This window comes from Pokkaliibacter plantistimulans, from assembly GCF_003194385.1.
Lineage (GTDB): Bacteria > Pseudomonadota > Gammaproteobacteria > Pseudomonadales > Balneatricaceae > Pokkaliibacter > Pokkaliibacter plantistimulans.
Genome location: NZ_LAPT01000126.1, coordinates 1 through 23,862, shown reverse-complemented (window position 1 = coordinate 23,862; position 23,862 = coordinate 1). Strand labels below are relative to the sequence as shown.

The 23,862-nt window shown below is 55.0% G+C and carries 22 protein-coding genes; 9 read left to right on the top strand and 13 right to left on the bottom strand.

Annotation, left to right across the window (positions count from 1 at the left end):
- The first annotated feature begins 94 nt into the window (after positions 1–94).
- On the top strand, positions 95–1,003 hold the full coding sequence (locus tag WH50_RS22820) for a LysR family transcriptional regulator (protein ID WP_165838532.1): 909 nt from the start codon (positions 95–97) through the stop codon (positions 1,001–1,003).
- Positions 1,004–1,150: 147 nt separating this feature from the next.
- Here the strand turns inward: WH50_RS22820 and WH50_RS22815 are convergent, their stop codons facing one another.
- The 6 genes from WH50_RS22815 to WH50_RS22790 all read right to left on the bottom strand — a co-directional run bounded on the left by WH50_RS22815 (position 1,151) and on the right by WH50_RS22790 (position 6,868).
- The gene (locus WH50_RS22815; protein WP_110189508.1) at positions 1,151–1,792 is read right to left on the bottom strand and encodes a glutathione S-transferase family protein; all 642 of its coding nucleotides are present in this window, start codon (positions 1,790–1,792) and stop codon (positions 1,151–1,153) included.
- Positions 1,792–3,354 carry a bifunctional 3-(3-hydroxy-phenyl)propionate/3-hydroxycinnamic acid hydroxylase gene (locus tag WH50_RS22810; RefSeq protein WP_110189507.1) on the bottom strand — a complete coding sequence of 521 codons (1,563 nt, stop codon included), beginning with the start codon at positions 3,352–3,354 and terminating at the stop codon, positions 1,792–1,794. Before WH50_RS22810 ends, WH50_RS22815 begins: the two co-directional genes overlap by 1 nt.
- Positions 3,355–3,357: 3 nt before the next feature.
- Positions 3,358–4,224, bottom strand: coding sequence for a fumarylacetoacetate hydrolase family protein (locus tag WH50_RS22805; RefSeq protein ID WP_110189506.1), 867 nt, complete (start codon positions 4,222–4,224; stop codon positions 3,358–3,360).
- A gap of 6 nt (positions 4,225–4,230) precedes the next feature.
- Positions 4,231–5,133: a VOC family protein gene (locus WH50_RS22800; protein ID WP_110189505.1), complete on the bottom strand. Its 903-nt coding sequence runs from the start codon at positions 5,131–5,133 to the stop codon at positions 4,231–4,233.
- On the bottom strand, positions 5,130–6,167 hold the full coding sequence (locus WH50_RS22795) for an amidohydrolase family protein (protein ID WP_110189504.1): 1,038 nt from the start codon (positions 6,165–6,167) through the stop codon (positions 5,130–5,132). The genes WH50_RS22800 and WH50_RS22795 overlap by 4 nt, the downstream gene beginning before the upstream one ends.
- Positions 6,168–6,445: 278 nt before the next feature.
- Positions 6,446–6,868 carry a GlcG/HbpS family heme-binding protein gene (locus tag WH50_RS22790; protein WP_110189503.1) on the bottom strand — a complete coding sequence of 141 codons (423 nt, stop codon included), beginning with the start codon at positions 6,866–6,868 and terminating at the stop codon, positions 6,446–6,448.
- Between the two features lie 131 nt (positions 6,869–6,999).
- Here WH50_RS22790 and WH50_RS22785 point away from each other — a divergent pair, with 131 nt between their 5' ends.
- On the top strand, positions 7,000–7,722 hold the full coding sequence (locus tag WH50_RS22785; protein ID WP_110189502.1) for a GntR family transcriptional regulator: 723 nt from the start codon (positions 7,000–7,002) through the stop codon (positions 7,720–7,722).
- 501 nt (positions 7,723–8,223) lie between these two features.
- Here WH50_RS22785 and WH50_RS22780 read toward each other — a convergent pair.
- Together WH50_RS22780 and WH50_RS22775 are read right to left on the bottom strand one after the other, a co-directional pair.
- The gene (locus WH50_RS22780; RefSeq protein WP_110189501.1) at positions 8,224–8,703 is read right to left on the bottom strand and encodes a DUF3592 domain-containing protein; all 480 of its coding nucleotides are present in this window, start codon (positions 8,701–8,703) and stop codon (positions 8,224–8,226) included.
- 231 nt (positions 8,704–8,934) lie between these two features.
- Positions 8,935–9,615 carry a sulfotransferase family 2 domain-containing protein gene (locus WH50_RS22775; RefSeq protein ID WP_110189500.1) on the bottom strand — a complete coding sequence of 227 codons (681 nt, stop codon included), beginning with the start codon at positions 9,613–9,615 and terminating at the stop codon, positions 8,935–8,937.
- Between the two features lie 805 nt (positions 9,616–10,420).
- Between WH50_RS22775 and WH50_RS22770 the strand changes: the two genes are divergently transcribed.
- From WH50_RS22770 to WH50_RS22760, 3 genes are all read left to right on the top strand, one after another.
- Positions 10,421–12,040, top strand: coding sequence for a HAMP domain-containing methyl-accepting chemotaxis protein (locus tag WH50_RS22770; protein ID WP_165838531.1), 1,620 nt, complete (start codon positions 10,421–10,423; stop codon positions 12,038–12,040).
- 108 nt (positions 12,041–12,148) lie between these two features.
- Positions 12,149–12,358, top strand: a complete 210-nt coding sequence (locus WH50_RS22765) for a hypothetical protein (RefSeq protein WP_110189498.1) — start codon at positions 12,149–12,151, stop codon at positions 12,356–12,358.
- A gap of 215 nt (positions 12,359–12,573) precedes the next feature.
- On the top strand, positions 12,574–13,122 hold the full coding sequence (locus WH50_RS22760; protein ID WP_110189497.1) for a hypothetical protein: 549 nt from the start codon (positions 12,574–12,576) through the stop codon (positions 13,120–13,122).
- A gap of 212 nt (positions 13,123–13,334) precedes the next feature.
- Here the strand turns inward: WH50_RS22760 and uxaC are convergent, their stop codons facing one another.
- Genes uxaC through WH50_RS22740 form a run of 4 tightly spaced genes read right to left on the bottom strand, consistent with a single transcriptional unit; the run spans position 13,335 to position 19,068 of the window.
- A complete protein-coding gene (uxaC, locus tag WH50_RS22755; RefSeq protein WP_104154554.1) occupies positions 13,335–14,750 on the bottom strand; it encodes a glucuronate isomerase in 1,416 nt (471 codons plus the stop codon).
- Positions 14,751–14,783: 33 nt separating this feature from the next.
- On the bottom strand, positions 14,784–17,201 hold the full coding sequence (locus WH50_RS22750) for a glycoside hydrolase family 31 protein (RefSeq protein WP_110189496.1): 2,418 nt from the start codon (positions 17,199–17,201) through the stop codon (positions 14,784–14,786).
- Positions 17,202–17,241: 40 nt separating this feature from the next.
- Positions 17,242–18,546 (bottom strand): TRAP transporter large permease, encoded by a 1,305-nt coding sequence (locus tag WH50_RS22745; RefSeq protein WP_110189495.1) that lies wholly within the window; start codon positions 18,544–18,546, stop codon positions 17,242–17,244.
- Positions 18,547–18,579: 33 nt separating this feature from the next.
- On the bottom strand, positions 18,580–19,068 hold the full coding sequence (locus WH50_RS22740) for a TRAP transporter small permease (RefSeq protein ID WP_104154551.1): 489 nt from the start codon (positions 19,066–19,068) through the stop codon (positions 18,580–18,582).
- A gap of 407 nt (positions 19,069–19,475) precedes the next feature.
- Between WH50_RS22740 and WH50_RS22735 the strand changes: the two genes are divergently transcribed.
- Both WH50_RS22735 and WH50_RS22730 read left to right on the top strand, forming a co-directional pair.
- A complete protein-coding gene (locus tag WH50_RS22735) occupies positions 19,476–20,462 on the top strand; it encodes a TRAP transporter substrate-binding protein (protein WP_110189494.1) in 987 nt (328 codons plus the stop codon).
- Positions 20,463–20,638: 176 nt separating this feature from the next.
- Complete coding sequence (locus WH50_RS22730) at positions 20,639–21,415, top strand: FCD domain-containing protein (protein ID WP_104154549.1); 777 nt, start codon at positions 20,639–20,641, stop codon at positions 21,413–21,415.
- A gap of 22 nt (positions 21,416–21,437) precedes the next feature.
- Here WH50_RS22730 and WH50_RS26450 read toward each other — a convergent pair whose 3' ends face one another.
- Entirely contained in the window at positions 21,438–21,590 is a 153-nt protein-coding gene (locus tag WH50_RS26450) for a hypothetical protein (RefSeq protein ID WP_165838530.1), read from the bottom strand.
- Between the two features lie 177 nt (positions 21,591–21,767).
- On the opposite strand from WH50_RS26450, the gene WH50_RS22725 reads away from it, so the two are divergent.
- Both WH50_RS22725 and WH50_RS22720 read left to right on the top strand, forming a co-directional pair.
- Complete coding sequence (locus WH50_RS22725) at positions 21,768–22,748, top strand: TRAP transporter substrate-binding protein (protein WP_110189493.1); 981 nt, start codon at positions 21,768–21,770, stop codon at positions 22,746–22,748.
- Positions 22,749–22,988: 240 nt separating this feature from the next.
- A complete protein-coding gene (locus WH50_RS22720; protein WP_110189492.1) occupies positions 22,989–23,723 on the top strand; it encodes a FadR/GntR family transcriptional regulator in 735 nt (244 codons plus the stop codon).
- Positions 23,724–23,862 lie beyond the last annotated feature (139 nt).

The window sequence follows — 23,862 nt, the reverse complement described above, 5'->3', positions numbered from 1 at the left end:
TATCAGGCAATATAGAATAATAAAATCAGATTGAATTAATGCCTTGTATTGATAGAATTAATACCTGAATAATTAGGAGCATCCTAGAATGCGAATGGACAAGTTTGACTTAAATCTCCTTATTGTCCTCGATGTATTGCTGGAAGAAAAAAATGTCACGAGAGCCAGTGAGCGTCTGCATATCGGACAGTCGGCAACTAGCGCAGCGCTTTCCAGACTACGAGACCATTTTGAAGATAGTTTATTAGTTCCAGTAGGACGCCGGATGGAGCTAACTCCTTTGGCCAGAAGCCTAATTAACCCTGTCCGAGATGCTCTAATGAAAGTCCGAGCTACTGTAGCGCTGCGTCCATGCTTTGACCCAGCAACAGTAAATAGAAGTTACACTATTGCCGCATCAGACTATATGGTTAGCGTATTGATTTCGAAGGTTGTGCGTGAGATAGCCAATATTGCACCGGGTATGCATCTTAATCTCACTCGTGTCCCTGATGATATATTAGGACAGTTTGAAAAAGGCGATATTGATATATTGGTCATTCCTGAGCAATACGCAAAGCGAATTCAGCACCCTCAAATTGATCTTATGCATGATGAACATATTTGTATGATGTGTGCTGAACATGCAATCAGTATTAATGAGCTTTCAATGGACGATTATATGAGTAGCGGCCATGTTGCTATTCGCATAGGAGAGGAAGGCAGCATTGCATTTGAGGAGTGGTTTTTACCCAGATATGGCAGACAGCGCCGAATCGAATGTACTGTGGATCACTTCAGTGCTGCCCCCTTTCTTGTTATGGGGACTGATCGTATTGTCACCCTGCACTACCGTTTAGCCATCGAAATGGCGAAGCATTATCCGGTAAAACTTCTGCCTGCACCTTTTGAAATGCCCTCACTGACCGAAGTAATGGTGTGGCCATGCTACCAAGACGAAGATCCAGCACATAAATGGTTAAGAGAGCGATTGCTATCAATTGCTTGCGCTATCACCCACTAAGAATGTCTTCACAATCTCGCGATTTATAACCAGATAAGGCGAGAAGCGCTGAGAAGGCGGAGTTTACTGCTCCGAAGCGCTTTCAACGCCTTATGACCGACGCGCTGCAGATCGCGAATAGTTCTAAACAGTCATGCTGGGCAACAGTTAACTTGCCTTGGCTTCGATCGCCATGGCCAGCTGCCAGCTGGGATGCTGCTCGGCGCGTTGTGACCACTTTTCCAATGCGGGCCACTGGCTGCTATCCAGTCCGGCCAGCTGCGCCCGTTGCCAGATCCAGAGCAGGTAAGCATCGGCCAGGCTCCAGTCGGCACCGGCCAGCCATTGTGGCTGCGCGCTGAATAGCTGTTCGGCAACTTGCATCTGCTGCTCAAGCTCCGCCATGGCTGCGCTACGAATCATGTCGTGCTGGGTGGTATCGGGGTGAATACGTGCACTCATGCGCAGGCGATAGATCAGCGGATGAAGTATGCCTGCACACCAGCTCAACCAGGACATCGCTCTGGCGTGAGTAAATCCCTGTGATGGCAACAAACGCTCAGCCTTACCCTGTGCCACCGCCAGATCATCCAGATAGACAGCGATGGCGATCACGTCAGACAGTGGCCCTTCGGGCGTGACCAGAACGGGCACCTTGCCCTTGGGGTTGATGGCCAGATACCCGGCCGAGCGCTGCTGCCCTTCCACCAGTTTCACCTGTTCAGCCTGATAGGCCAGGTCGAGATGTGCGAGGGCGGCCATGACCACGCGTGAACAGGTGCCGTGGGCGAAATACAGGGTATGACTCATCAGGACTCCTTGCCGCTTAATGCCTGCAACAACTGTTGTTGCATTACCTGCAGCGCTTCATGGGTGGCGGCCGTACCATAAACGTAGTTGTCTGGCCGAACCAGCGCGGCTGTCACCTGATGCCGGTCAAACCAGCCTGCCAGCACATTGTCCTGCTCGGTCAGCTGATCACTGCCGAGTCGGGCAACCGTCAGCGATAACAGCGCACGCAGCTGCTCGTTAACCGCACCGGCACTGTCAGCCAGACTAATCAGCCTCCAGCCATGGCCAAGCTGCTGATCCATACGCACGGCCCCTGCGGCTGACGCCACCCAGGGTTGCGGAAACAGGCTGCCAGCGGCGGCAGAGTCGCTGATCAGGCCGGTGGTCAGACGTGGTAATACGTCCTGACGCGGCGTCGGTCTGACTTCACCCTGACAGTCGTTGAGCAGTTTCTGATCACGGGAACGGGCTTTCTCTGTATCCCGCTCACAGATCACTGCACCGATGGCCTTGAGAGTGGTTGTCAGCTGGCGGACATGCTCTTTGCGCTCCACACCGTAACTGTCAAGCAGCCGCCCGGCAGCTTCGCCATCGATAGCTTTATTCAGCACGCTGAGCAGTTTCCAGACCAGGTTGCTGACATCACGGACGCCCTGACACATACCCTGCCCGAGGAACGGAGGCTGCTGATGGGCAGCATCGCCGGCGATGAAAACACAGCCCTCACGCCAGCGATCAGCGACCAGTGCATGGAAACGGTAGCTGGCCTGACGCCACAACTGCGCATCATCCGGCGTGATCCAGCGCTGCAACAGTTGCCAGGTGCCTTCAGGCGTTGCCGCCAACTGCGGATCCTCACTCTCCTTCAGAGAAATTTCCCACCGGCGGTGATTGCCGGGGCCGATAACGAAGGTACATGGCCGCTCAGGCTCGCAATATTGCACACTGGTCTGCGGCAGTTTTCGCAGGCCCTGCTCATTAGCCAGTACATCCACGACCAGCCAGGGCTCGTCGAAGTCGAGGTCTTCCAGCATGATGCCTGACAGACTGCGAACAGTGCTTGAGGCGCCATCACAGCCGATCACGTAGCGTGCGCTGATCGTTCTGCTGTGCCCGTCCTGATGTTCAACAGTGAGATGAACCAGTGTCTGATCCTGCTGCTTATCCTGTTGCAGCCCAATCACAGTGACACCCAGATCAACCGTGACCGAAGGCAGGCTGGCGACTTTACGCCGCAGCACCGCTTCTACCGGTGGCTGGGTAAACACGACGGAGGGGGTAAAACCTTGCGGATAGGGTTTATCGACCATGGTCATGCGGCGAATCAGCTGCCCATCAACACCGTAGTAACAGGAGTCGGTAAAGGGCTCGCAGTATGGCTCAATCTCATCCATCACCCCCAGCTGCTGGAACACCCGCTGGATCTCGTGATCCAGTGCAATGGCGCGGGGCTTGTCATAGACTGCGGACATTTTGTCGCACACGTAGACCTGCATACCGGCCTGCCCGAGCAGACCGGCAGCTACGGCCCCGGATGGGCCGTAACCTACGATGGCGACGTCATAGACTACGCCTGTCATCGCTCAGACCGCCTCTGCCAGAATCGGATTGGTCAGGGTGCCGATGCCTTCAATGCGGATTTCGACGGTGTCACCCTCTTTCATCCAGACCTGTGGTGTACGGGCCTGACCTACGCCTGCTGGCGTGCCCATGGCGATAACATCGCCGGGCTCCAGCGTCAGGCATTCCGACAGCAGGGAAATGGTTTCAGCGACGGACCAGATCATGTCGCTGGTGGTGGCGTTCTGCATGACTTCCCCATTGAGTACGCACTGGATATTCAGGCCCACGGCTCCCTGTGGCAGCTCATCGGCGGTCACCAGTACCGGGCCAAAGCCGCCAGTGGCATCGAAGTTCTTGCCGATAGTCCACTGTGGTGTGCGCTTCTGATAGTCACGCACCGACATGTCATTGAAGCAGGAGTAGCCGAACACGTAGTCCAGTGCCTCCTGTTGCGACACGTGACGCGGTACGCTGCGGCCAATGATCACAGCCAGTTCCGCTTCATAATCAAACTTGCTGGAAATCTTCGGTACCCGGCCCGGCTCCTGATCGGCCAGCAGTGAGCTTTTGCCACGGAAGAAGAACCAGGGATAGTCAGGCTTTTCACGACCGCCCTCTTTGGCATGGTCGAAGTAATTCAGGCCCAGGCAAATAAACTTGCCGGGCTCGGGCACCAGCGGTGCCAGTGTCACCGTATCCAGTGCCAGCCGCGCGGCGGTGCTTTCATGAGCCGCACGGGCCGCCGCCTGGAGATCAACGCCCGCTTCCAGTGCCGCACGCATATCGGCAGGCACCTGTGGCTGAGCATCATTGAAGTCGATGAGGTTGTCCCCTTCGATCAAACCCAGACGAGCTTGTCCATCACGGAGGTAGGTAGTCAGTTTCATGTGTTGTTATCCATTCACTGGGATGAAAAATACGCTTTTCTGAGCTTCTTTCAGGGCCTTCGATGGCGGCTGGGAAATCCCCCACTGGTCTACCCTGCCCGCTGGCCAGCTCCAGTCTTCCGGGCCTCCGGCGCGGTAACTGTCATCGATCTGTTCCACTTCCGCGGTGTACTCAATCACCTCACCAAAGGGGCCGATAAAGTAGTTGAAAGCGTTGTTGCCCGGACCGTGCCGGCCGGGGCCCCACTCAATCGGATACTGGGCATCGCGCATGCGGCCACCGCCACGCATGACCGAATCAATGTCGCTCATCAGAAAGGCCACATGATTGAGGGCATCGTTGTCCGCATCGCCAAAGGCAATGGTGTGGTGATCGGTATTGCAGTTAAGGAAGGCCATGATGCGGGTACGGTCAGCCAGCCAGAAGCCAAACACCGACTCAAAAAACTGCTGTGATGCCGCCACATCGTGGCTGTTCAGTACAGCGTGTGCGAGCCGGATGGGTCGGTCTGCCTGTGCCGACGCCTCGGTGCGTTGCTGATCACCGTGCACGACGCGAAAAATGCGGCCATGGGGGTCAGCAATGACCACTTCCTGCCCACCGGAGGGCTGTAACGAGACGGCGGGTGCTGACAGCACCTTACCGCCGTGCACTGTCGCCTGTGCCGCGATGTCATTCAGGGCACTGGCACTTCGCGCTCTTAACACCACATCGCGGATGGCCAGCCGCTCGGCCTGATGCAGTGCCAGCAGATGGTGATCTTTGCCGGTGCCGCTCAGGTACAGCGTTGTCGCCGTGCGATCAACCACGTCCAGATGCCACACTTGGGTATAAAAGGTTTCGGCCAGTGCAAGGTCGGGCACATCAAAGGCGACACTGCGCAGCCCTTCAATGAGAGGGGAACTCATGTTGAAATCCTTGTTTGCTGTGAAGCGAATCCAAGAAACCGTGCCGCGTTGCCAGACAACAGTGCATCGCGGTCGGCATCGTTCAGCTGACAGGCCAGAACCTGCTGTGCCGGATGCTTTTCCCGGAAGTTGAAAGGGTAATCGGTACCGAGCATCAACTGGCTGGCACCGAACTGCTGAATAAGGTGCTGTAGCGTGTGCGGGTCAAATACCAGGGTGTCGAAATACAACTGACGGGCCTGGGTAACAGGTGCTGTCTGTATGCTTTCCTGAAGGTCAGGAAAAACAAGCCATCCTTGCTGTAAACGTGGCAACAATGACGCGAAAGTACCGCCGCCATGGCTGAATGCCAGACGCAAGGCAGGGAGGCTTTCCAGCAAATTACCGGTAATGACTGAGGTAGCAGCCAGACCGACATCGCTGGGGTAAGCAAGCACCTGTTGCAGTTGAGCAGGACCAACCAGCCGGTCCATGCCCGTAGGCTTCAAGGCATGCACGAACACCGGTATATCCCGTTCAGCACATGCCTCGAAGAAGGGTCGCAGGCGCATATCGCCCAGCGGAATACCATTGATATGACTGCCGATTTCTACACCGCTGAGGTGCAAATGGCTGTGCAGGTAGTCCAGCTCTGCCAGAGCCAGATTCATATCCTGCAGGGGGACAGCGCCGAACCCCTGCAGCACACCGTTACTTTCGGCCACCATCGCCGCGATGGTCTCGTTCAGGAAACGCACCAGAGGCTGTGCCGTGCCAGCGGGGAGCCAGTAACTGAGCAGCTCCGGCATAGGAGAAATAACCTGGGTTGCGATGCCCATTTCCGGCAGATCGGCCAGACGTCTGGCAACGTTCCAGCAATGGTCAGTCACAGTGCGGTAGTTCTTTCCGTCAATCATCACATGACGGTGACAGTGCCCTGCTCTGGCCGGTGCTTCCACCATGGCAGGCCAGCCCTGTGGAATCTGTCGGTCCAGCCAGGCCGGGAAATGGCCGGGGACGACGTGAGCGTGAATATCAATGCCGCAACAAGTCATAGCAGGCACTCTCGCAGTAGTTCTCGTTAGTTGTTCTTGTTCGACAGCTGATGTGTCACCAGCAGTGAGACTGTTGAGAACCATATACAGGAATGCGAAACTCGGCAACTAAAAATACAATATTACTTGATAAATTTTTTAATATATTATTTTAAGAAAATGGAATACCCCTACACAAACCGACAATGTGCGCCTGCCAGAACACAGCCAACCCCAGAAAGCGAGAAGGCTGCCCATCGGCAGCCTTCCCTTACGCAGCGGTGTTTTCTGTAACTTCTTCAGCGATAACTCAGCCCGGCCGCTGCTATCCCTCCAACCACAATCAGCTCGTCTTCGTCCCCGGTTCCGCCTGACGCACCTACCGCGCCAATCACCTCTTCGCCCTGCACAATTAGAACGGCCCCCGTCTGAGGAATGAAGGGTTGCGATGCGGTACTAGCAATGGCCGAGAAAAATCCGGGCATCTCCGCTGCCCGCTTGGCCAGCACACGACTGTTGCTTCCCATACCAATGCTGGAGCCCGCCTTACCTGCGGCGATTTCCACACGCAAATGGCTGGCGCCATCTTCGCGCAGGCCCAATACGGAGTGGCCGGCGCTATCGACCACCATGATGGCCATGGGTCTGAACCCCTGTTCTCGTGCGATCTGTAACGCGTTGTCTACAATGACTCGGGCTTGTCCAAGGCTGACATTTGACACGGGAGTTGCTCCTGCTGGTTTTAATATATTATTTTTATTCTGCTCATATTTTGAATACAATCACAAGCCTGACGTTAGTGTAGGCTGACCGTCAGCATACGTTTCCCATGCAAAGGAACTGAAAAACATTTATGGCCCGTAAACCTTCTCTGATCACTGTTAATGGCGTCGCGACACGGGCCACTAGCCTCTACGACCAGCTACGCATCGACATTCTGAGCGCCCAGCTCGAACCTGGCAGTAAACTCACCATCGATACCCTGACGGAACGTTACTCCACCAGCGCCACCCCGGTGCGGGAAGCCCTCAACCGGCTGATATCCGACAATCTGGTGGAAAAGCGCGAACTGCGTGGCTTTGTGGTGGCAGGCATCAGTGCTCAGGATCTGGAGGAAATCACTAAGACTCGCTGCTGGCTGGAGGAGCGTGCCCTGCGCGAGTCCATTGCCGCCCGCTCGACCGTCTGGGAAGAAGAACTGGTACTGGCTCACCATCGCCTGAGCAGGACGCCCCGCTCGCTGGCTGATGATCATTTTGAAGACAACCCGGACTGGGAGCCGCTGCACCGCGCCTTTCACCGCACGCTGATCTCCGGTTGCGGTTCGCGCTGGCTGGTCAGTTTCTGCGAGCTGCTGGCTGATCAGCACCACCGCTACCGGACTCTGTCTGCGCCCCGTGCGTTCTCTACCAAACGTGACGTGAAGTCCGAGCATACGCAGCTGATGGAAGAAGCCATTGCCGGCAATGCAGACCGTGCCGTGGAGCTGCTCTGCGCCCATATCCGCCGCACGGCAGACATCATCAAAGGGGATCCGGCGCTGTTCAGTAAGCATGAACAGGCAGAGGGCGAGTAAAAGCAGGTCTTGAGCGCATGGCGACAGGCGCCGGTTCAAGGGGGGCTGGCATGTGGCAGCGAGGCCAGCTCTATTTGTGAACCCCACAGCGTTCTGAAGTAAAACCATTCCCCCGTCGGCATTGGTGATGGGCTCATTCAGCACGGGCAAGCCTCTGGCCTTGATGGTGGTCAGGCTCTGGCCGAGTCCTGATGGGATTAGGACCGATTAACCTATGCGCTTTCATGTTGCAGAGGGCATTGAGTCATTGTGACTCTCGGGATTGGCACGGTGTCCCAGTTTTGAGTTCCGCTGTTTCACTTTCTGATCAACACCCCTGATCAGGCCACTGAAATATGTGATCGACGGAGGAACGATGCCCACGGCCTGATGCTTTGCTTGCAGGCCTGTATCGGTGAGTACATGGCCTGCGAAAACTCAGGCCATGTGGGGGTGGCTATTTTGGCCATAAGTGGGGTGGGGATATCGAGCACTTTATCGCCGTTGAACAGGCGTATCCTTTTACCGCCACCGACCAGCGCTCTCCCGCCTCTGAGTCCACCACATCAGCGGCATCCACAGCCAGACAATCCCGCCCAAGATAAAACTGGGTTGCGGGTTGTCGGCCTCGGCGCGGTTCAGGAAGGGAAGCTCGGCGTCGTAGTCTATGGTGATGCGTTTGGTTTGTTTGGATTCTGCCCAGCGGTCGGGGTCGATGCGGCACCAGCCGCCGCCCCACCAGAGTGTGGTGCATCCGTACTGCTGGCCGTCTACGGCGAACACGTAGCGGACGGTGTGATACTCGCTGTTGAGTCTCGGGATCGGCACGGTGTCCCAGCCCACCACGGTCGCCGTGGCGGTGCGCAGGTGGTGGTTGATGCGATAGTCGCTATACACGCCCAGCAGGCCCGGCGACATCAACAGCGTGCCGAGCACAAAGACCGCTACATACACCGACCAGTGCAACGGTATGCCGTTATCGCGAAACCACCACTTTGCCAACTACACCCCCTCCCTTAGCGCTACGCCTGTTTCTTATTCGTCTAACTGCCACAGTACCGAGCCGCCGCTCTGACCGGCGTTGAGCACGCTGGGGCACTTCAGCCCAGAGGCATTCGAGGCCAGGATGAATGCTTAAACCTGTATCCACAATTGCTGAACAAGATTTGTTCCTTTTTAAATTCGGCTAATAGAAAGGCACAGGCCATGGGCCACCACGCTTTCGTATTTTCTCTATTTCCTGCTTATACGTTCACTACGGATGGCTACAGCTCTCTCATATAACGCCATATCTTTTGAGTGCCATGCTTCTATGCTTGATCTCAGAGAGTCTGAAATTTCATACCCTTTGCTGTCATTAGGTCTGGTGTTTAAGATTTCTGGCTCCAGAGAGCAACTAAGGTATTCATTTGCAAAATAATCAAAGTCATCCTGAAAATGTTCAACAATACCAATGAATGAGAAATACTCTAATGGAAATCCATATAAAAATTTTGAATATAAGTTCCTGATCTCTTCGCCCAGGCAGAATCGCTCTAGTGACCAGTCTTCTTCTACCATCTTTTTGTGAAATGATCTTGATGTATTGGGATCATAATATCGTTTCCAAAAATAGTAATGTGACAACACTCTTTCAACTGGATTTCTCATCCAAGTCACATATGTCACAGGCCTAGCACTAGACAGCAACAAATACTTTATAGCGAGGAAATGCCCATGAATACATTTCACATCACCGAAGTTTTTCTCTGAACTGGCTATTGAATTACTGAGCGCCATCCGATTTCTCTCTAGCTCTGGAGTGAGTATCGGAAAGTCACCATAATCTTTGATTAAATTTGGTCCAAAATTTTTTTCTAATGACTTGCCAAAGCTGGTTCCTGCAGTTTTTGGAATATGAACAGATATAAGCATAATATTTCCTTGCACATGCCTTTGTTATTGCACAGTTTCACTACTTGTGAAAATCCGAAAGTCGATATGAAAATTCGAAAGTTTATGGGGTATCATATAATACATAAATTCATGTCGATTTATCCAAAAAAAGATAACATAGGAGAATAATTCAATTATCTTGTCTCATAAAGAGATTAAGCATTAATTTCAACAGCGTCATCATTGACTGAAGCTACGACCCTCTTTCACTTAATATATCTGGTTGAAACATTCTCCGTTATTCTGCTAGGGCACAAGTAAAATGTTTTAGTTTCTTAATAGCAAGAACAATGAAGTTTTACTTTGCCCAAACGTATATTTTAACCATGGCAAAGGTTGAAATACCCCTTCAGTTATCGACCGTGAGTGCCTGATTCAATGGGCTAGTCTGGAGGTTTCAATAACGAGACAAGCCGGTCAGGTAGTTACAACGCTGGTCAGTTTTGCACAGTCCCTGCCGGTAGTTTCTGCTGTAATACACGCCTCTTGTTTCTTTTGCTGCAAGTTGGCAATCCGGAATGACCGGGTTCCAGCCTTCTTAACCCCCATCCCTGGTCGTCTTCCCCTCTAGAAAAGATCTGCATCACTATCTGTTACTTCATGAGCAGCCAGCACCTGGCCTTACAGCGGCTCATTGTTAACGAAATGTCCCTATCTGTACTTTGATGGCGCCAATCTATGTACCAAATACTCGATGGGGCTTCCTGCCCCGGGAATCACGATTACTATCAGTCTTCAAGCCTTGTCAACCAGCCGTCAGTCAAAAAACAAAGGGACTATGCCTGTGAGTTTAAGAAATATCAGTGTCAGCGCCCGAACCGCCATCAGCTTTGGCTTTCTTTTTCTTGTGCTTCTTGGCGTGGGTCTGTTGAGTATTCACAGTATCAATGTGATGAGAAATGATGCCCAGCAGCTGGAAGAAAACTGGCTCGCCAGCATCGCCATACTCGGCAAGATATCCACTGATGTGTACGAAGTTCGCGTTCATACTCTGCGTATTTTCTCGACGTCTGATCGCAACGAACAGCTCAAGGACATGGAAGAGATCAAGGAGCATAAACGCGTCTACAGAGAAGATATGCAGCACTACGGCGAACTGATCAGTTCAGAGGCAGAACAAACTCTCTTTAAAAAATTTCAGCAGTCCGAGATGCAGTATGAAGCCACTCAGGGTCGGGTTCTCGCCTCGATTGCCGATGCCAGGACCCCTACCCCTGACGATATTGCGCAGATGAATAGCGCTGCGGGTCAGATGGGGGATCACCTTGATAATCTGATCAAGCTGAATCGTCAGGGAGCCGATGCTGCTGGGGAAGATGCCAGGGCCAACGCCGAGAGTGCTCTGCGGACACTGATTCTGGTACTGGCCATCATGGCTGTTGTGGTTGCCATCATTGCTGTCGTTACCATCCGCAGCATCAAGGGACCATTGCAGGAGGCAATGGACATTGCCAAGCATATAGCTTCCGGGGATCTGAATAATGCGATCAACGCAGCTGGGCGTGATGAGCTGGCGATACTGCTGTCAGCGTTAAAATCCATGCAGGACGCACTGCGTTCGATTGTCTCCAAACTAAAGCACACCAGCCACCAGCTGGCTGACAACTCAGCCGACATCAACTCCGCCACAGCACACACGTTGCAGGGCCTGACTCATCAGAATGACCAGATTCAGCAGGCCGCCACAGCAGTCAACGAACTCACGGCGGCCATAGAAGATGTAGCCAGTAACGCTACTTCCACATCTGAAGCGTCACAGGCTTCGGCCAGAGCAGTTGATCAGGGAAAACGTCTGGTGTCGCAGACAATGAACGAAATCAACAGCCTCACCCGCGATATCGACAGTACTTCGCAGAGCATCACGGCGCTGGCCGACAAGGCCGCCAATATCAGCAAGGTACTGGATGTGATCCGGGCCGTATCAGAACAGACCAATCTGCTGGCGCTGAATGCAGCGATTGAAGCAGCCCGTGCAGGTGATCAGGGCCGTGGGTTTGCCGTTGTGGCGGATGAAGTCCGATCTCTGGCGCAGCGTACTCAGAATTCAGCCCATGAAATTGAAGTGATGATTGCTGAAGTACAGTCCGGTGCACGTCAGGCCGTCACCTCCATGGAGAGCAGCACCCGCCGCGCTCAGACCACCCTGCAGGTATCACAGGAAGCGGATTCTGCACTGGAGGTCATCATGCAGTCCGTCAGTGAGATCAATGATCGCAATCTGCTGATTGCCAGTGCGGCTGAACAACAGGCGACGGTGGCCAAGGAAGTGGATGTGAATCTGGTCACCATTCGCGATATTGCCGAACAGTCCACCGAGTCGGGCCAGGCGACCAGCACTGCCGTTGTGAAACTGGTTGAGTTGTCCGATGCGCTGAACAGGGAGATCGCAACCTTCCGGCTCTGATCAGCATCACGGCAGGCAGAGTGTCCTTCTGCATGCCGTTTTTCAGCTCAGCATTAAGCATAGGTTGTTCGCAGAGCAGAAGATCGATGTCACCAGAGGGCTGATCTCATGGACACATTGAACGCTGAAATGACCCGAGCACTTGGTGGGCTCACAAGGCGAGGAAGTGCTGCTGCAGTCCATCAACGGCATCGCAGCCTCCGTAACGAACTGACGACCAAACATTACGAGCGGGAGAATTATCTGTCTATTTCACACTCCATGCTGGCCTTGATGCTGATGAACCACCCGGAACCAGAGCGCCTGCAGCAGGAGTAGAACAGTTCTATCGCTCACTGAGCGGGCTACCACTCAGGCAAGGCTGCGGCAAATTAGATGATATGGCGGAAAAACTCTCCATCAACAAAAAGAACGTCATAAACCACTGGACCAAGGTGTTGGAAATCGCCGTAGATAATCAGGAATAACCGCTTATCGGCTTTTCTGATCAACAGGCACAGGCATTCCGATACCGCCCTGAAGGGCTGAAAAAAATGCTGCTTACACTGCGTAAACCCATGAACTCTGCCCTGCTCCCCGCCGTACTGCTGTTATTAGTGCTGATGTGTTCAGCACTTTATGCCACGTTCAAGATTACCGAGCTTTACCACTTCAATGCCTCCTTCGAGGAAAAGCACACGCAGATAAAACTGCAGATCAAGGAGCTGCTGTCTCTGGCAGATATTCTGGAGCACAGGTTGACTGCCCTGGAGCAAACCGCCAGTGCCACTGACCCGACACCCTTACAGGCATCACTGACGGACGTCTGGCAGCAAACGAAAGTGCTCTCCAGCCTGGTCCTCTGCCCCCGTGAGAAAACCTTCTACTTCGCCCTGCTTGCCGTTGAGGATAATCTTCGCGTCAACGTGAATCAGGCCTTGAGCGCTGCCAGCAGAGCGGAAGGTAATGTCATACCGCTACAGCAATCGGTCAGAACAAGCATGGACATGATGACAACCGCGATCTATCGCCTGCAGACCGCCGTCCATCAACGCAAGGAAATTGATAACTACGTGATCTGTGCTGACGAACAGCCACGCTAGACAGGATGAGAGGAGGCAGCGGATAAAAACGTCACCGCTACCTCATCGGTCAGAGTGTCCAGTGCTCTGGCTAGCTGGATAGCTGGAAAATGGAATTGCTGGAGCATGGGATACCGGCAGCTTATGCTCACAAACGGTGAGGTGTTCGCCTGAAGTGCAAGACGCCAGACACACACCTCACCCATTCGTAAGCACGCCGGGTACAGCTCAGATCAGCGCTGCCCCAAACCGAAATACTCCACGGCGTTATTGCTGCAGATGTCAGCAATCATGGGCCCCAGCAAGGTAAAGTCCGCCGGTGCTTCGCCGTTCTCCACCCAGCTGCCTATCAGTTCGCAGAGAATACGGCGGAAATACTCATGACGGGTGTAAGACAGGAAGCTGCGTGAATCCGTCAGCATGCCCACAAAGCGGCTCAGCAGTCCCATCTGTGACAGGCTGACCAGCTGGCGGATCATGCCGTCCTTCTGGTCGTTGAACCACCAGCCCGAACCAAACTGCACCTTACCGGGAATGCTGCCATCCTGAAAGTTACCGATCATGGTGGCCATCACCTCGTTATCACGCGGGTTCAGGCAGTAGAGAATGGTCCTGGGCAATTCGTCAGTGACATCCAGAGCATCCAGGAATCGTGCCAGCGGATAAGCCACCAGCTGATCGCCGATGGAGTCAAAGCCGGCATCCTTGCCAAGACGGTGGAACATACGGGTGGAGTTGTCACGCTGCGCACCGATATGCAGCTGCATCGCCCAGCCGCGTCGGGCGTACTCACGCCCCAGCCAGACCTGCACCGCCGTAAAGAACTGTGCAATTTCCAGTTCGCTCAGCGCCTGACGCTGCAGGCCCTTGTGCAGAATGCCATCCAGCACCTGCTCTGCGGGCACCTCGGCAAAGCGCATGATCTCGATACCATGATCTGCTGCACGGCAACCGTGCGCGGCAAAGTGTTCAAGACGACGGCTCAGGGCCTGTAACAGGTCAGCAAAACGGCTGATGTTGATATCCGCCGCCTTGCCCAGTTTCTCCATGTACTCGGGGAACGTCGGCTGATCAATCTTGAAAGAGCGGTCAGGCCGCCAGGTGGGCAGCACGGCGATATCAAACTCGCTGTCAGCAGCGATACTGCGATGGTGTTCGAGGCTGTCTGCCGGATCGTCTGTGGTGCCGACCATGCGCACGTTCATCTGCTGCATGATGCCGCGGGCGAAGAAGGCACGGTCAGCCAGCAGCTCATTGCACTGGCCCCACACCGACTCTGCCGTGACCGGCGAAAACAGTACGGAGTCAATCCCGAACGGCCGGCGTAACTCCAGATGAGTCCAGTGATAAATAGGGTTGCCAATGCACTGCGGTACCGTTCTGGCCCAGGCCTGATACTTGTCCCTGAACGAGCGTTCACCGGTGATCAGCTCCTCGGCAATGCCGGCGCTGCGCATGGCCCGCCACTTGTAGTGATCACCTTCCAGCCACAGCTCGCCGATATCAGCAAACTGGCGGTTGGTGGCAATGTCCCTTGGGCTCAGGTGACAGTGATAGTCATAGATCGGCTGATCTTTGGCGAAGTCGTGGTACAGGCGCCGCGCAGTGTGTGAAGACAGCAGGAAGTCTTCGTCCATAAATGATTTCATCGTGATCCTCCGTATAGAGAGCAGTCGGCGCGGTTACGCACGAACCTGCGCATCAGCCAGCGCAAAGGCAGCGCCATGGGCGTACTGCTTGCCGTTGATGAACAGTGCGCGCTTCTCACCCACCGGCAGCTCCAACGTCAGTGACGTATAAGCAGGCACCCAGTGACCTGACTTGGCGATTTGCAGCTCAATGCGCTCATGACTGCACTGCATGTCGATCTGCAGCAGCAAATGGCCACCCTGACGATAGGCAAAGCTTTCGCCGTCATCATCAAACACCGTGGTGCTGCCCTGCCCCTGACCTTTGTAGGGGAAGACCAGCAACTGACGCTGACTGTCCTGGCTGGCATCAACGTGAGCAATACGGCTGCTTGTGGGAATGATCGCCCCTGCACGGGCCAGCAGTGGAATCTCCTCCAGCGCTGCCGACAGCGTGATGGTCTGGCCACCGGCGTACCAGTTCTGACGGTGGAAGTCGTACCAGCCGTTGCCGTTATCAGGCAGATACACCTGACGCTGACGCTGCCCCTGCTCCACCACGGAGGCCACCAGCAGATCACGACCCAGCATGAAGTCATCACACTCTTCAAAGGTTCGGGCATCATGCTCATGGTCAAGGAAGGTCGGGCGCAGCATCGGCTCATGGGCGTCGTGAGCCAGCCACAGCAGATGATAGAAGTACGGCAGCAGGCGATAGCGCAGCGCCATCGCCTCACGGATGATCGGAGTGACTTCCGGATACATCCAGGGCTCATTGACGGTGCGATCATCATTCCAGGAGTGAATGGTGAAACGCGGGTGCATCACGCCGTTCTGTACCCAGCGGGCAAACAGCTCGGGTTCCGGGCGCATACCGGCGAAGCCGCCGACGTCATGACCGACGTTAAACAGTCCTGACAGGCTCATGCCCAGCCCCATGCGGGTGTTGTAGCGCAGGGTTTTCCAGTTGGTGTAGTTGTCGCCGGTCCAGGTCTGGGCGTAACGGTGCATCCCGGCACAGCCAGAGCGGGAAATCAGATAGGGGCGCAACTGGCTGGCAAACTCCTGCTGTGCCTCGAACGAGGCACGCATCATCATCAGGGTATGCAGCGGGCGGATGCGGCGAACGGGGGTTTCCTGACCGAAACCGGCACAGCGGGCACCGGAGTCCCACACTTCAAATTCGTTGTTGTCGTTCCAGGTGGAATCGATACCTTTCGCCAGCAACTGTTCGGTGACGTTGGCCTTCCACCAGTTGATGGTGTCCGGGTTGGTAAAGTCCAGATGCGACCCCTCGTCATCCCAGAACTGCGATGATTCCGGCTCATCCGTCTCCGAATCCCGAATGAATAGCCCCTTCTCCTTAACCTCGGCAAAGCGCGGGTGGTCCTGCAGCAGACAGGGTTTGATATTGGCTGCCAGCTTCATCCCGGCACGGTGGAAGTCCGCCGTCATTACTTCAGGCGTGGGCACCTTGCTGTAGTTCCAGTTGAAGACATAGCGCTTGTTGTTGATGGAGGTATAACCCGACGACAGCTGGAATGAGTCGCAGGGAATGTTGTGCTGCTTGCACAGCTCAACGAACTGCAGCAGCTGCTCCTGCGCGTTGTCGGCATCGGTGTAATGCATGGTCGAGCCACTGTAGCCGAGGCTCCACTTCGGCCCGAAGGCGGTACGGCCGGTCAGCTGGGTATAGCGTCTGGTCACCTCCAGCGTGCTGGGGCCGAAGACCAGGTAATAATCGAGATCACCGTCTTCGGCACGATAACTGCGGTAGAAGCCGTGGTAGTTGTCCAGCTCATTACCCAGATCAAACCAGCAGCTGGCCAGGTTATCGTAAAACAGACCGTAGCTGACGCCCTGCGCTGCTGCCTCTTCCTGCTGACGCACGATATAGAACGGGATGTGCTTGTACAGCGGATCGGTGCTTTCAGCGTCGTAGCCCATGGCGTCCAGATTGCGCATCTGGAAGCGTTTTCCCGCGCGGTTCAGGTTGCCGGCTTTCTCGCCAAGGCCGTAGTAACGATCATCACGTTTGCGGGCCATGAAATGGCTGACGGTGTTCTCCGTCACACCGAACATATAGGCGCCGCTGGTGCGATCCTGTGCCAGCGGCAGCCAGTGGCCGGTGACCGCACATTTGTGCTCCCACAACAGGCGCAGTGGCTTCTCTACCGTCAGACGCAGCCTGTCTGTTTCCAGCTGCAGGCCGTTATCCAGATGCTCCAGCCGGAAGCCCGGCAGGGAGAAACCCTCGGTGCTCATGCGGTCGCGGCCTTGCCAGGCGACATCCTGCTCGGGGCCTGCGACAGACCAGGTTTTGTCGACCACGCTTTGTTTGTTCTTCTTGAACAGCACCCGGATCAGCTCGTGCTCCAGCACAAACAGGTGCAAGGAGTGTTTGCCGTCACATTCAAGATCAATCCTGTTGCCTGCCGCTTGGACAAACTCCCAGTGTTTGACTGGTTTCATTTCTTATTCTCCCTGAGAAGGTAGCAGAGGTTGACGTAAGTTATTGATAGCCCAGCAGAACCTGAGGCAGGAACAGGCTGACCTGAGGGATGTAGGTAACCAGCAACAGACACAGAATCAGTACCACGAAGAATGGCAACAGGGGTTTCACTACCTTGTCGATCTTCACGCCGCTGACTGAACAGCCCACGAACAGCGCACTACCAACCGGTGGCGTGCACAGACCGATACAGAGGTTGAAGGTCATCATGATGCCGAAGTGCACCGGGTCCATGCCCAGATCTTTGGCAACCGGCAGGAAGATCGGGGTAAAGATCAGCAGCGCCGGAGTCATGTCCATGAACACTCCGACCACCAGCAGGATCACGTTGATGATCAGCAGAATAACGATGGGGTTCTCGGAGATGCCCATCAGCGCATCACTGATCATGTAAGGAATGTCCGCATTGGCCATCGCCCAGGCCATGGCCATGGAAGCGCCGATCAGCAGCATGATCATGGAGGAGGTCATGATCGACTCCAGAATGATCTTGGGCAGCTCACGTACCGTCAGCTCACCGTAGAACACCAGCGCCAGCAACAGGGTGTATACCACCGCTACAGCAGAGGCTTCAGTCGCGGTGAAGATACCGGCCACAATACCGCCCATGATCACCACTACCAGACCCAGGCTTGGTAGCGCGCGCAGCGTGATGGTCCAGGCATCGGCAAGGCTGACACGCTCAGACACGGGATAGTTGCGACGCTTGGCGATAACACCTGCCACCAGCATGACCCCGAGGCCCATCAGCAGACCGGGCACATAGCCTGCGAGGAACAGTGCACCAATGGAGGTGCCGCCGGAAATCAGGGAGTAAACGATCAGGGCATTACTGGGAGGAATCAGCAGCCCGGTAGGACAGGAGGTAATGTTGACGGCCGCACAGTACACCGGGTCATATCCGCTCTTTTTCTGCAGGGGTGACATGGTGCCGCCTACCGCCGCAGCCGCTGCCACCGCCGAACCAGAAATTGATCCGAACAGCATGTTAGCGATGACGTTAACGTGCGCCAGTGCGCCCGGCATAGGGCCGGCCAGCACTTTGGAAAACTCAATCAGGCGCAGGGCAATGCCGCCGCGGTTCATGATATTGCCCGCGAGAATGAAGAACGGAATCGACAGCAGCGTAAAGCTGTCCAGCCCGGAGGCCATTTTCTGTGACACCACCGCCAGAGTGGCATCGAAGGGCAACACCATCGCGATGGAAATAATCGAGGAAATCCCTATAGCAAAGGAGATGGGCACCCCCAGCACCAGCATCAGGAAGAAACTACCAAACAAAGCCAACATTGCTGACCAGTCCATATTCTTATCCTTGTTTTAACAGGCGATTCGCTGTCAGTGATGGGAAAAGGCAAAGGTCTGCAGGGAGGCCCACAGATCACGCAGCAGATAGGCGAGCATGAAGAAGCCGCTCAGCGGCAGGGCCAGATAGATCAGCCCCATCTGAACTCCCAGCGCGGGTGACAACTGGCCAACGCTCAGGGTTTTTTCCATCAGCGTGCCACCGCCATAGAGCATGACCACCCCGGCGAAGAACACGCAGGCCAGATCGATGATGAATTGCAGCGAGGCTTTGGAGCGACCTTCCAGCGACATCAGCAGGAAGTCCATGGCCAGATGCTTCTTCTGCCCCAGGGTGTAGGCAGCGCCCATCAGCCCTACCCAGATGAAGAGAAAACGCGCCATTTCGTCGGTGACAGTACTGGGGGTACTCAGTACGTAGCGGGAGAACACCTGCCAGACCACGCAGGCGACCAGAATAACGGTGAGGAAGATGCAGAATTTGGACAGCAGGCTATCCAGGATCGATACGACTTTGTTCATGTAGCCTCCAGGTGACGATGGCCAGCACAGTGTTTGGCCACCTTCCAGAGAGGTGGTCGCCCACCCATTGGTTATTATTGTGTTTACTCTGCTACTTATCAGACCATTTGCGCAGTCAAACCAGCCATATAGCCTGTTGGACATGACAAAACCCTGACAGCGAAGCAGCAATGGGGCCGATAATGCACCACTGGCAAACCAATGGTCAACCAGATAAATCATCTGGTTGACCAATAGAGGTGAGCGTGGCAAAGTTGGTCCGGACACTTGAACCGCCCCACAGTCACTTTGCCAGCAATGGCAGTCAGGGAGCAGAAGCTGTCACCACACGAGGCACTGTCCGGCACCCAGCATCATCGCTGGCCGGTACCCACGTAAAAAAACAAGATCAACGTTGGAGAACCCGTATGTTTTCTCAGAAGCGAATTCTGACCAAAGTGGCCCTGGCAGTACTGGCAAGTGGACTGACACTGTCTGCCCATGCCGTTACCACCCTGAAACTCAGCCACAATGGTGACGAAAAAGCGCCCGTGCACATTGCCATGAAGCACTTCGCCGACCTGGTGAAAGACAAGACTCACGGCGAAGTACGCATCCGTATCTACCCCAACGGACAATTGGGCAACCAGCGTGAATCCATGGAGTTGTTGCAGAACGGAGCGCTGGATATGGCCAAATCCAACGCCAGCGAGCTGGAATCCTTTGATGCCGACTACGGCGCGTTCAACGTGCCTTACCTGTTCCATGATCGCGAACACTTCTACCGTGCCCTGGAAAGCAAGGAAGTGGGCGACAAGATCCTCGATTCTTCACGCCAGTACGGCTTTATCGGTATCACCTACTACGACGCCGGTGCGCGCAGCTTCTACACCAAGAAAGCGATCAACACGCCGGCTGATCTGAAAGGTCTGAAAATCCGCGTGCAGCCCAGCCCCACTGCTATCAAGATGGTCGAGCTGATGGGCGCATCCCCTACCCCTATCCCCTACGGTGAGCTGTACACCGCTCTGCAACAGGGAGTAGTCGATGGTGCGGAGAACAACATCAACTCCATTACCACCTACCGTCACGGCGAAGTGGCCAAGTTCTTCAATCTGGATGAACACACCATGATCCCTGACGTACTGGTCATCAGCACCAAAACCTGGGACAAGCTGACTCCCGAAGAACAGACCGCAATGAAACAGGCTGGCCGCGAGTCCATGGAGTACATGAAGCAAATCTGGTCGGAAAACGTCGATGCCGAGATGAAGAAAGCCAAGGACATGGGGGTGACCATCGTGACCGTCGATAAGGCTCCTTTTATCGATGCGGTTAAACCCATGCATGACGAAGCGCTGAAAAACACCGCCATTGCTGACTATGTCAAAGCCATTGATGCACTGGCGCAGTAAGGCTGACTGATCAATGCGACTAATTGCTCTGCAGTAATAACCGTGAACGGCATGGCAATTTGTCTGCAGACTGGTTGATCTGGGAGCCTTGAACCCAACAGAATACGGGTTCCCAGATCGAACCTTGCAGCCACAATCGACATTCAGAGTGCGTGCGTCTGGACAGAGTCAAATCCATGAACAGTAAAATAATTAAACCCAAGCGCCTCTATCAGGAGATAGGCAACAAGCTCTATCAGGAACTGGCCGACGGGCGTTACAAGATTGGTGACCGCCTGCCACCTGAGCGGGACATTGCCGAAAAGCTGTCGGTCAGCCGGGCGGTAGTGCGTGAAGCACTGATCATGCTGGAACTGATGGAACTGGTAGAAGTGCGTCAGGGCAGCGGCGTTTACGTCATCAAGCTCCCTTCCGTGCAGCCTTCGGCTGAGCACGAAGAAAAGAGCGTAGACGCAGAAGATGCCGGCCCCTTTGAGATGATGCAGGCGCGTCAGCTGATCGAAAGCCATATCGCTGAATTTGCCGCCACTCAGGTGACCAAGAGCAATATCAAGCAAATGCGCGAAGCGCTCGACATGGAGCGCAAGAATATCGAGCAGGGCACCGCTGACTACGATGGCGACAAGATGTTCCATCTGGCCATTGCCGAAGCGACCCAGAACAGTGTGCTGGTGGATATTGTGCTGAACCTGTGGGAGCGCCGCGAGCGCAGCTCCATGTGGAAGCAGTTGCACTCCCATATCACTGATCAAACCTATCGCGAGAAATGGCTGGGTGATCATGACCGCATCCTCGCCGCGATCCAGCGTCGTGATTCCATCGAGGCGCGTCAGGCCATGTGGCAGCACCTTGAGCACGTCAAAGATACGCTGATGGGACTGTCCGAACACGGTGCACCCGAATTCGACGGCTACCTGTTCAATTCCAATCCGGTGAAAATTTCCGACTCCTGAAGCCACCCTTCAGATGCCCCCCTCAGGCTCCGGGGATGACGCTGCTATCCCCTGCCTCACGCTTGTACAAGGCACGTACCACCTGACAAATCTGCGGATGGTTACCCACCGGCAAGGCTACCCGGTATGGCTGGCGCGTACCGTTGCCATTCTTTGGAAGCGGCTTTTTGCTCATTTGCCTGCATGGTAAAGATCGGCAGCAAACTGGTGGTTAATGGCGGCAATCCGATACACCTAACCGGCAGAGGATTCTAGACTTGTACATGGGCTGCACAGGTCAGCTGTGGCGACGCTGATGACCTGCGCTACAGACTGGCACCGCCCATTCGGTCTGTTACTGAGGAGTGAGACCATGTTAATAAAGCGCCTCATCACCGGGATGACACTCCTGCTGTCTCTGGGCAGCCCTGTCAGTCAGGCCGTGGAAAAGATTATCATCGCCAACGGTGGCACGGCCGACAGCCTGCAGGGGCAGACTGCCCGACGCTTCAGCGAGCAGCTTCAGGCCAGACTGGGCGACCAGTATCAGGTCGAGTATTACAGCGATGCGAAACTTGGAGATGAGAAGGACTTGCTCGACAAGCTGCGCAACGGCCAGATCCAGCTGGCTACCATTTCCTCCATCATGTCTGCCGAAGTACCAGAGTTTGCCCTGTTCGACATGCCCTTTCTGGTCAGGGACCGTCAGCACCTGAAACTTATCGACAGTGAGATCATCATGACGGATCTGGCAGCGGCAGCCCGCCGCCATGGCCTGCATATCATCTCGACCTGGGAGAATGGCTTTCGTCAGATCAGCAATAACAGTCGCCCCATCCGCAGCCCGGAGGACCTGAAAGGCTTGCGAATTCGCACGCCGCAAAGCGAGTGGCGCAGTCTGATGTTTGCCAGCTGGGGGGCCAAACCCACACAGATGCCCTTCTCCCACCTGTTCGTCGCACTGCAGACGGGCGAAGTTGACGGTGAGGAAAATCCGCTCAGCAATATCAACGGTGCCAGGCTTCAAAATGTGCAGAAATTCCTGTCCATTTCCAATCATGTCTACTCCCCCATCTGGCTGACCGCCAGTGACAGCAGCTGGCAACAGCTCCCCGCGGCGGTACAGGCAGCCATTACTGAAGTAGCTGCGGATGCACAGCGCTGGTCTTTTGCCGAAGGGGCAAGGCAAGACACCCGCTTGCTCAAAAGCCTTGGGAACGCCGGAGTGCAGATCAATCATGTCGACCGCATCACCTTTATCGCAGCCAGCAAAGCGGTCTATGCCCAGTTTGCCAGACAGGTAAAAGGCGGTGATGCCCTGATCGAACGCGTTATGGATCTGGCCGGGCATTAACATTCCCCCGCAACCGCCCGCTGGTGACAGCCACTCATTCACTCGCTACGCTGGGCGCCCTCCGACCTCAATCAGTGAATCAGCCAGCCAGACGATCAGCCATGCAGGCGATAAGTAGCCATGCACTGACCTGATTGGCATGCTTTCTGTTCCTTGCCTATTCTCCTGTGCATTGTGACCTGTCGTGATTTATCAAAAAGGATTGGTATACTGGTACGGATTCCATACGAGATAGATGTGATGACAACTCAGCTTTTCGCCTTTGAACAGGCGCTTAAAAATAAGACCAAGAAGGAAGTGCTTGCAGGCAAACTGCTGGAAATGATCTTCACCGGTCTGCTGCGGGACGGGGATGAGCTCCCCAGCGAACGAGAGCTGGGCACCCTGTTCGGGGTCAGCCGGGAAACCGTGCGGGGAGCACTAGGCCTGATTGCCGCCTACGGGCTGATCCAGGTCTCGCACGGCGCCAAAACCCGGGTCAAGCGTGATGAGCGGCAGCTACAACGCTGTAGTGAACTGATCCCGGAGTTAGGCAATCTGGAAATCAATAACTACGACATTGAGACCGTCTTTGACAGCCGCAAGGTGGTGGAAGCGGCTATCGCCCGTAAGGCAGCGCTCTATATTGACGCAGCTGGTCTCAAGGAAATGCAGGTGCTGCTCAACCAGCAGAAGGAGCTGTTTAACCAGCCGGTGTACTTCCAGCTCTCTGACAAGCGCTTCCACAAACTGATCGCCGAGTATTCACGTAACGACATCCTGCTGGCTTACTCAGAAGAGCTGTATGCCTACGGCCTTAACTTTCGCCGGGCGGTCATGGTCAAGGAAGGCTCTATTGAGCGCAGCTACCATGAGCACGTGATGATTTACGATGCCCTTAAAGCCAAGGACCCCGATCAGGCCGAGAAGGCCATGCTCAATCACCTGCACAGTGTCTACATCACGACCGTAGAAGCCATGGATGAGGCGGAGTAATCCCGCCTCCCCTCTTTGCATTCAGCCGTCCGCTCCCGGCCCGCTATTTATCCTGCCATCCTGCCATCCTGCCATCCTGCCATCCTGCCATCCTGCCATCCTGCCATCCTGCCATCCTGCCATCCTGCCATCCTGCCAT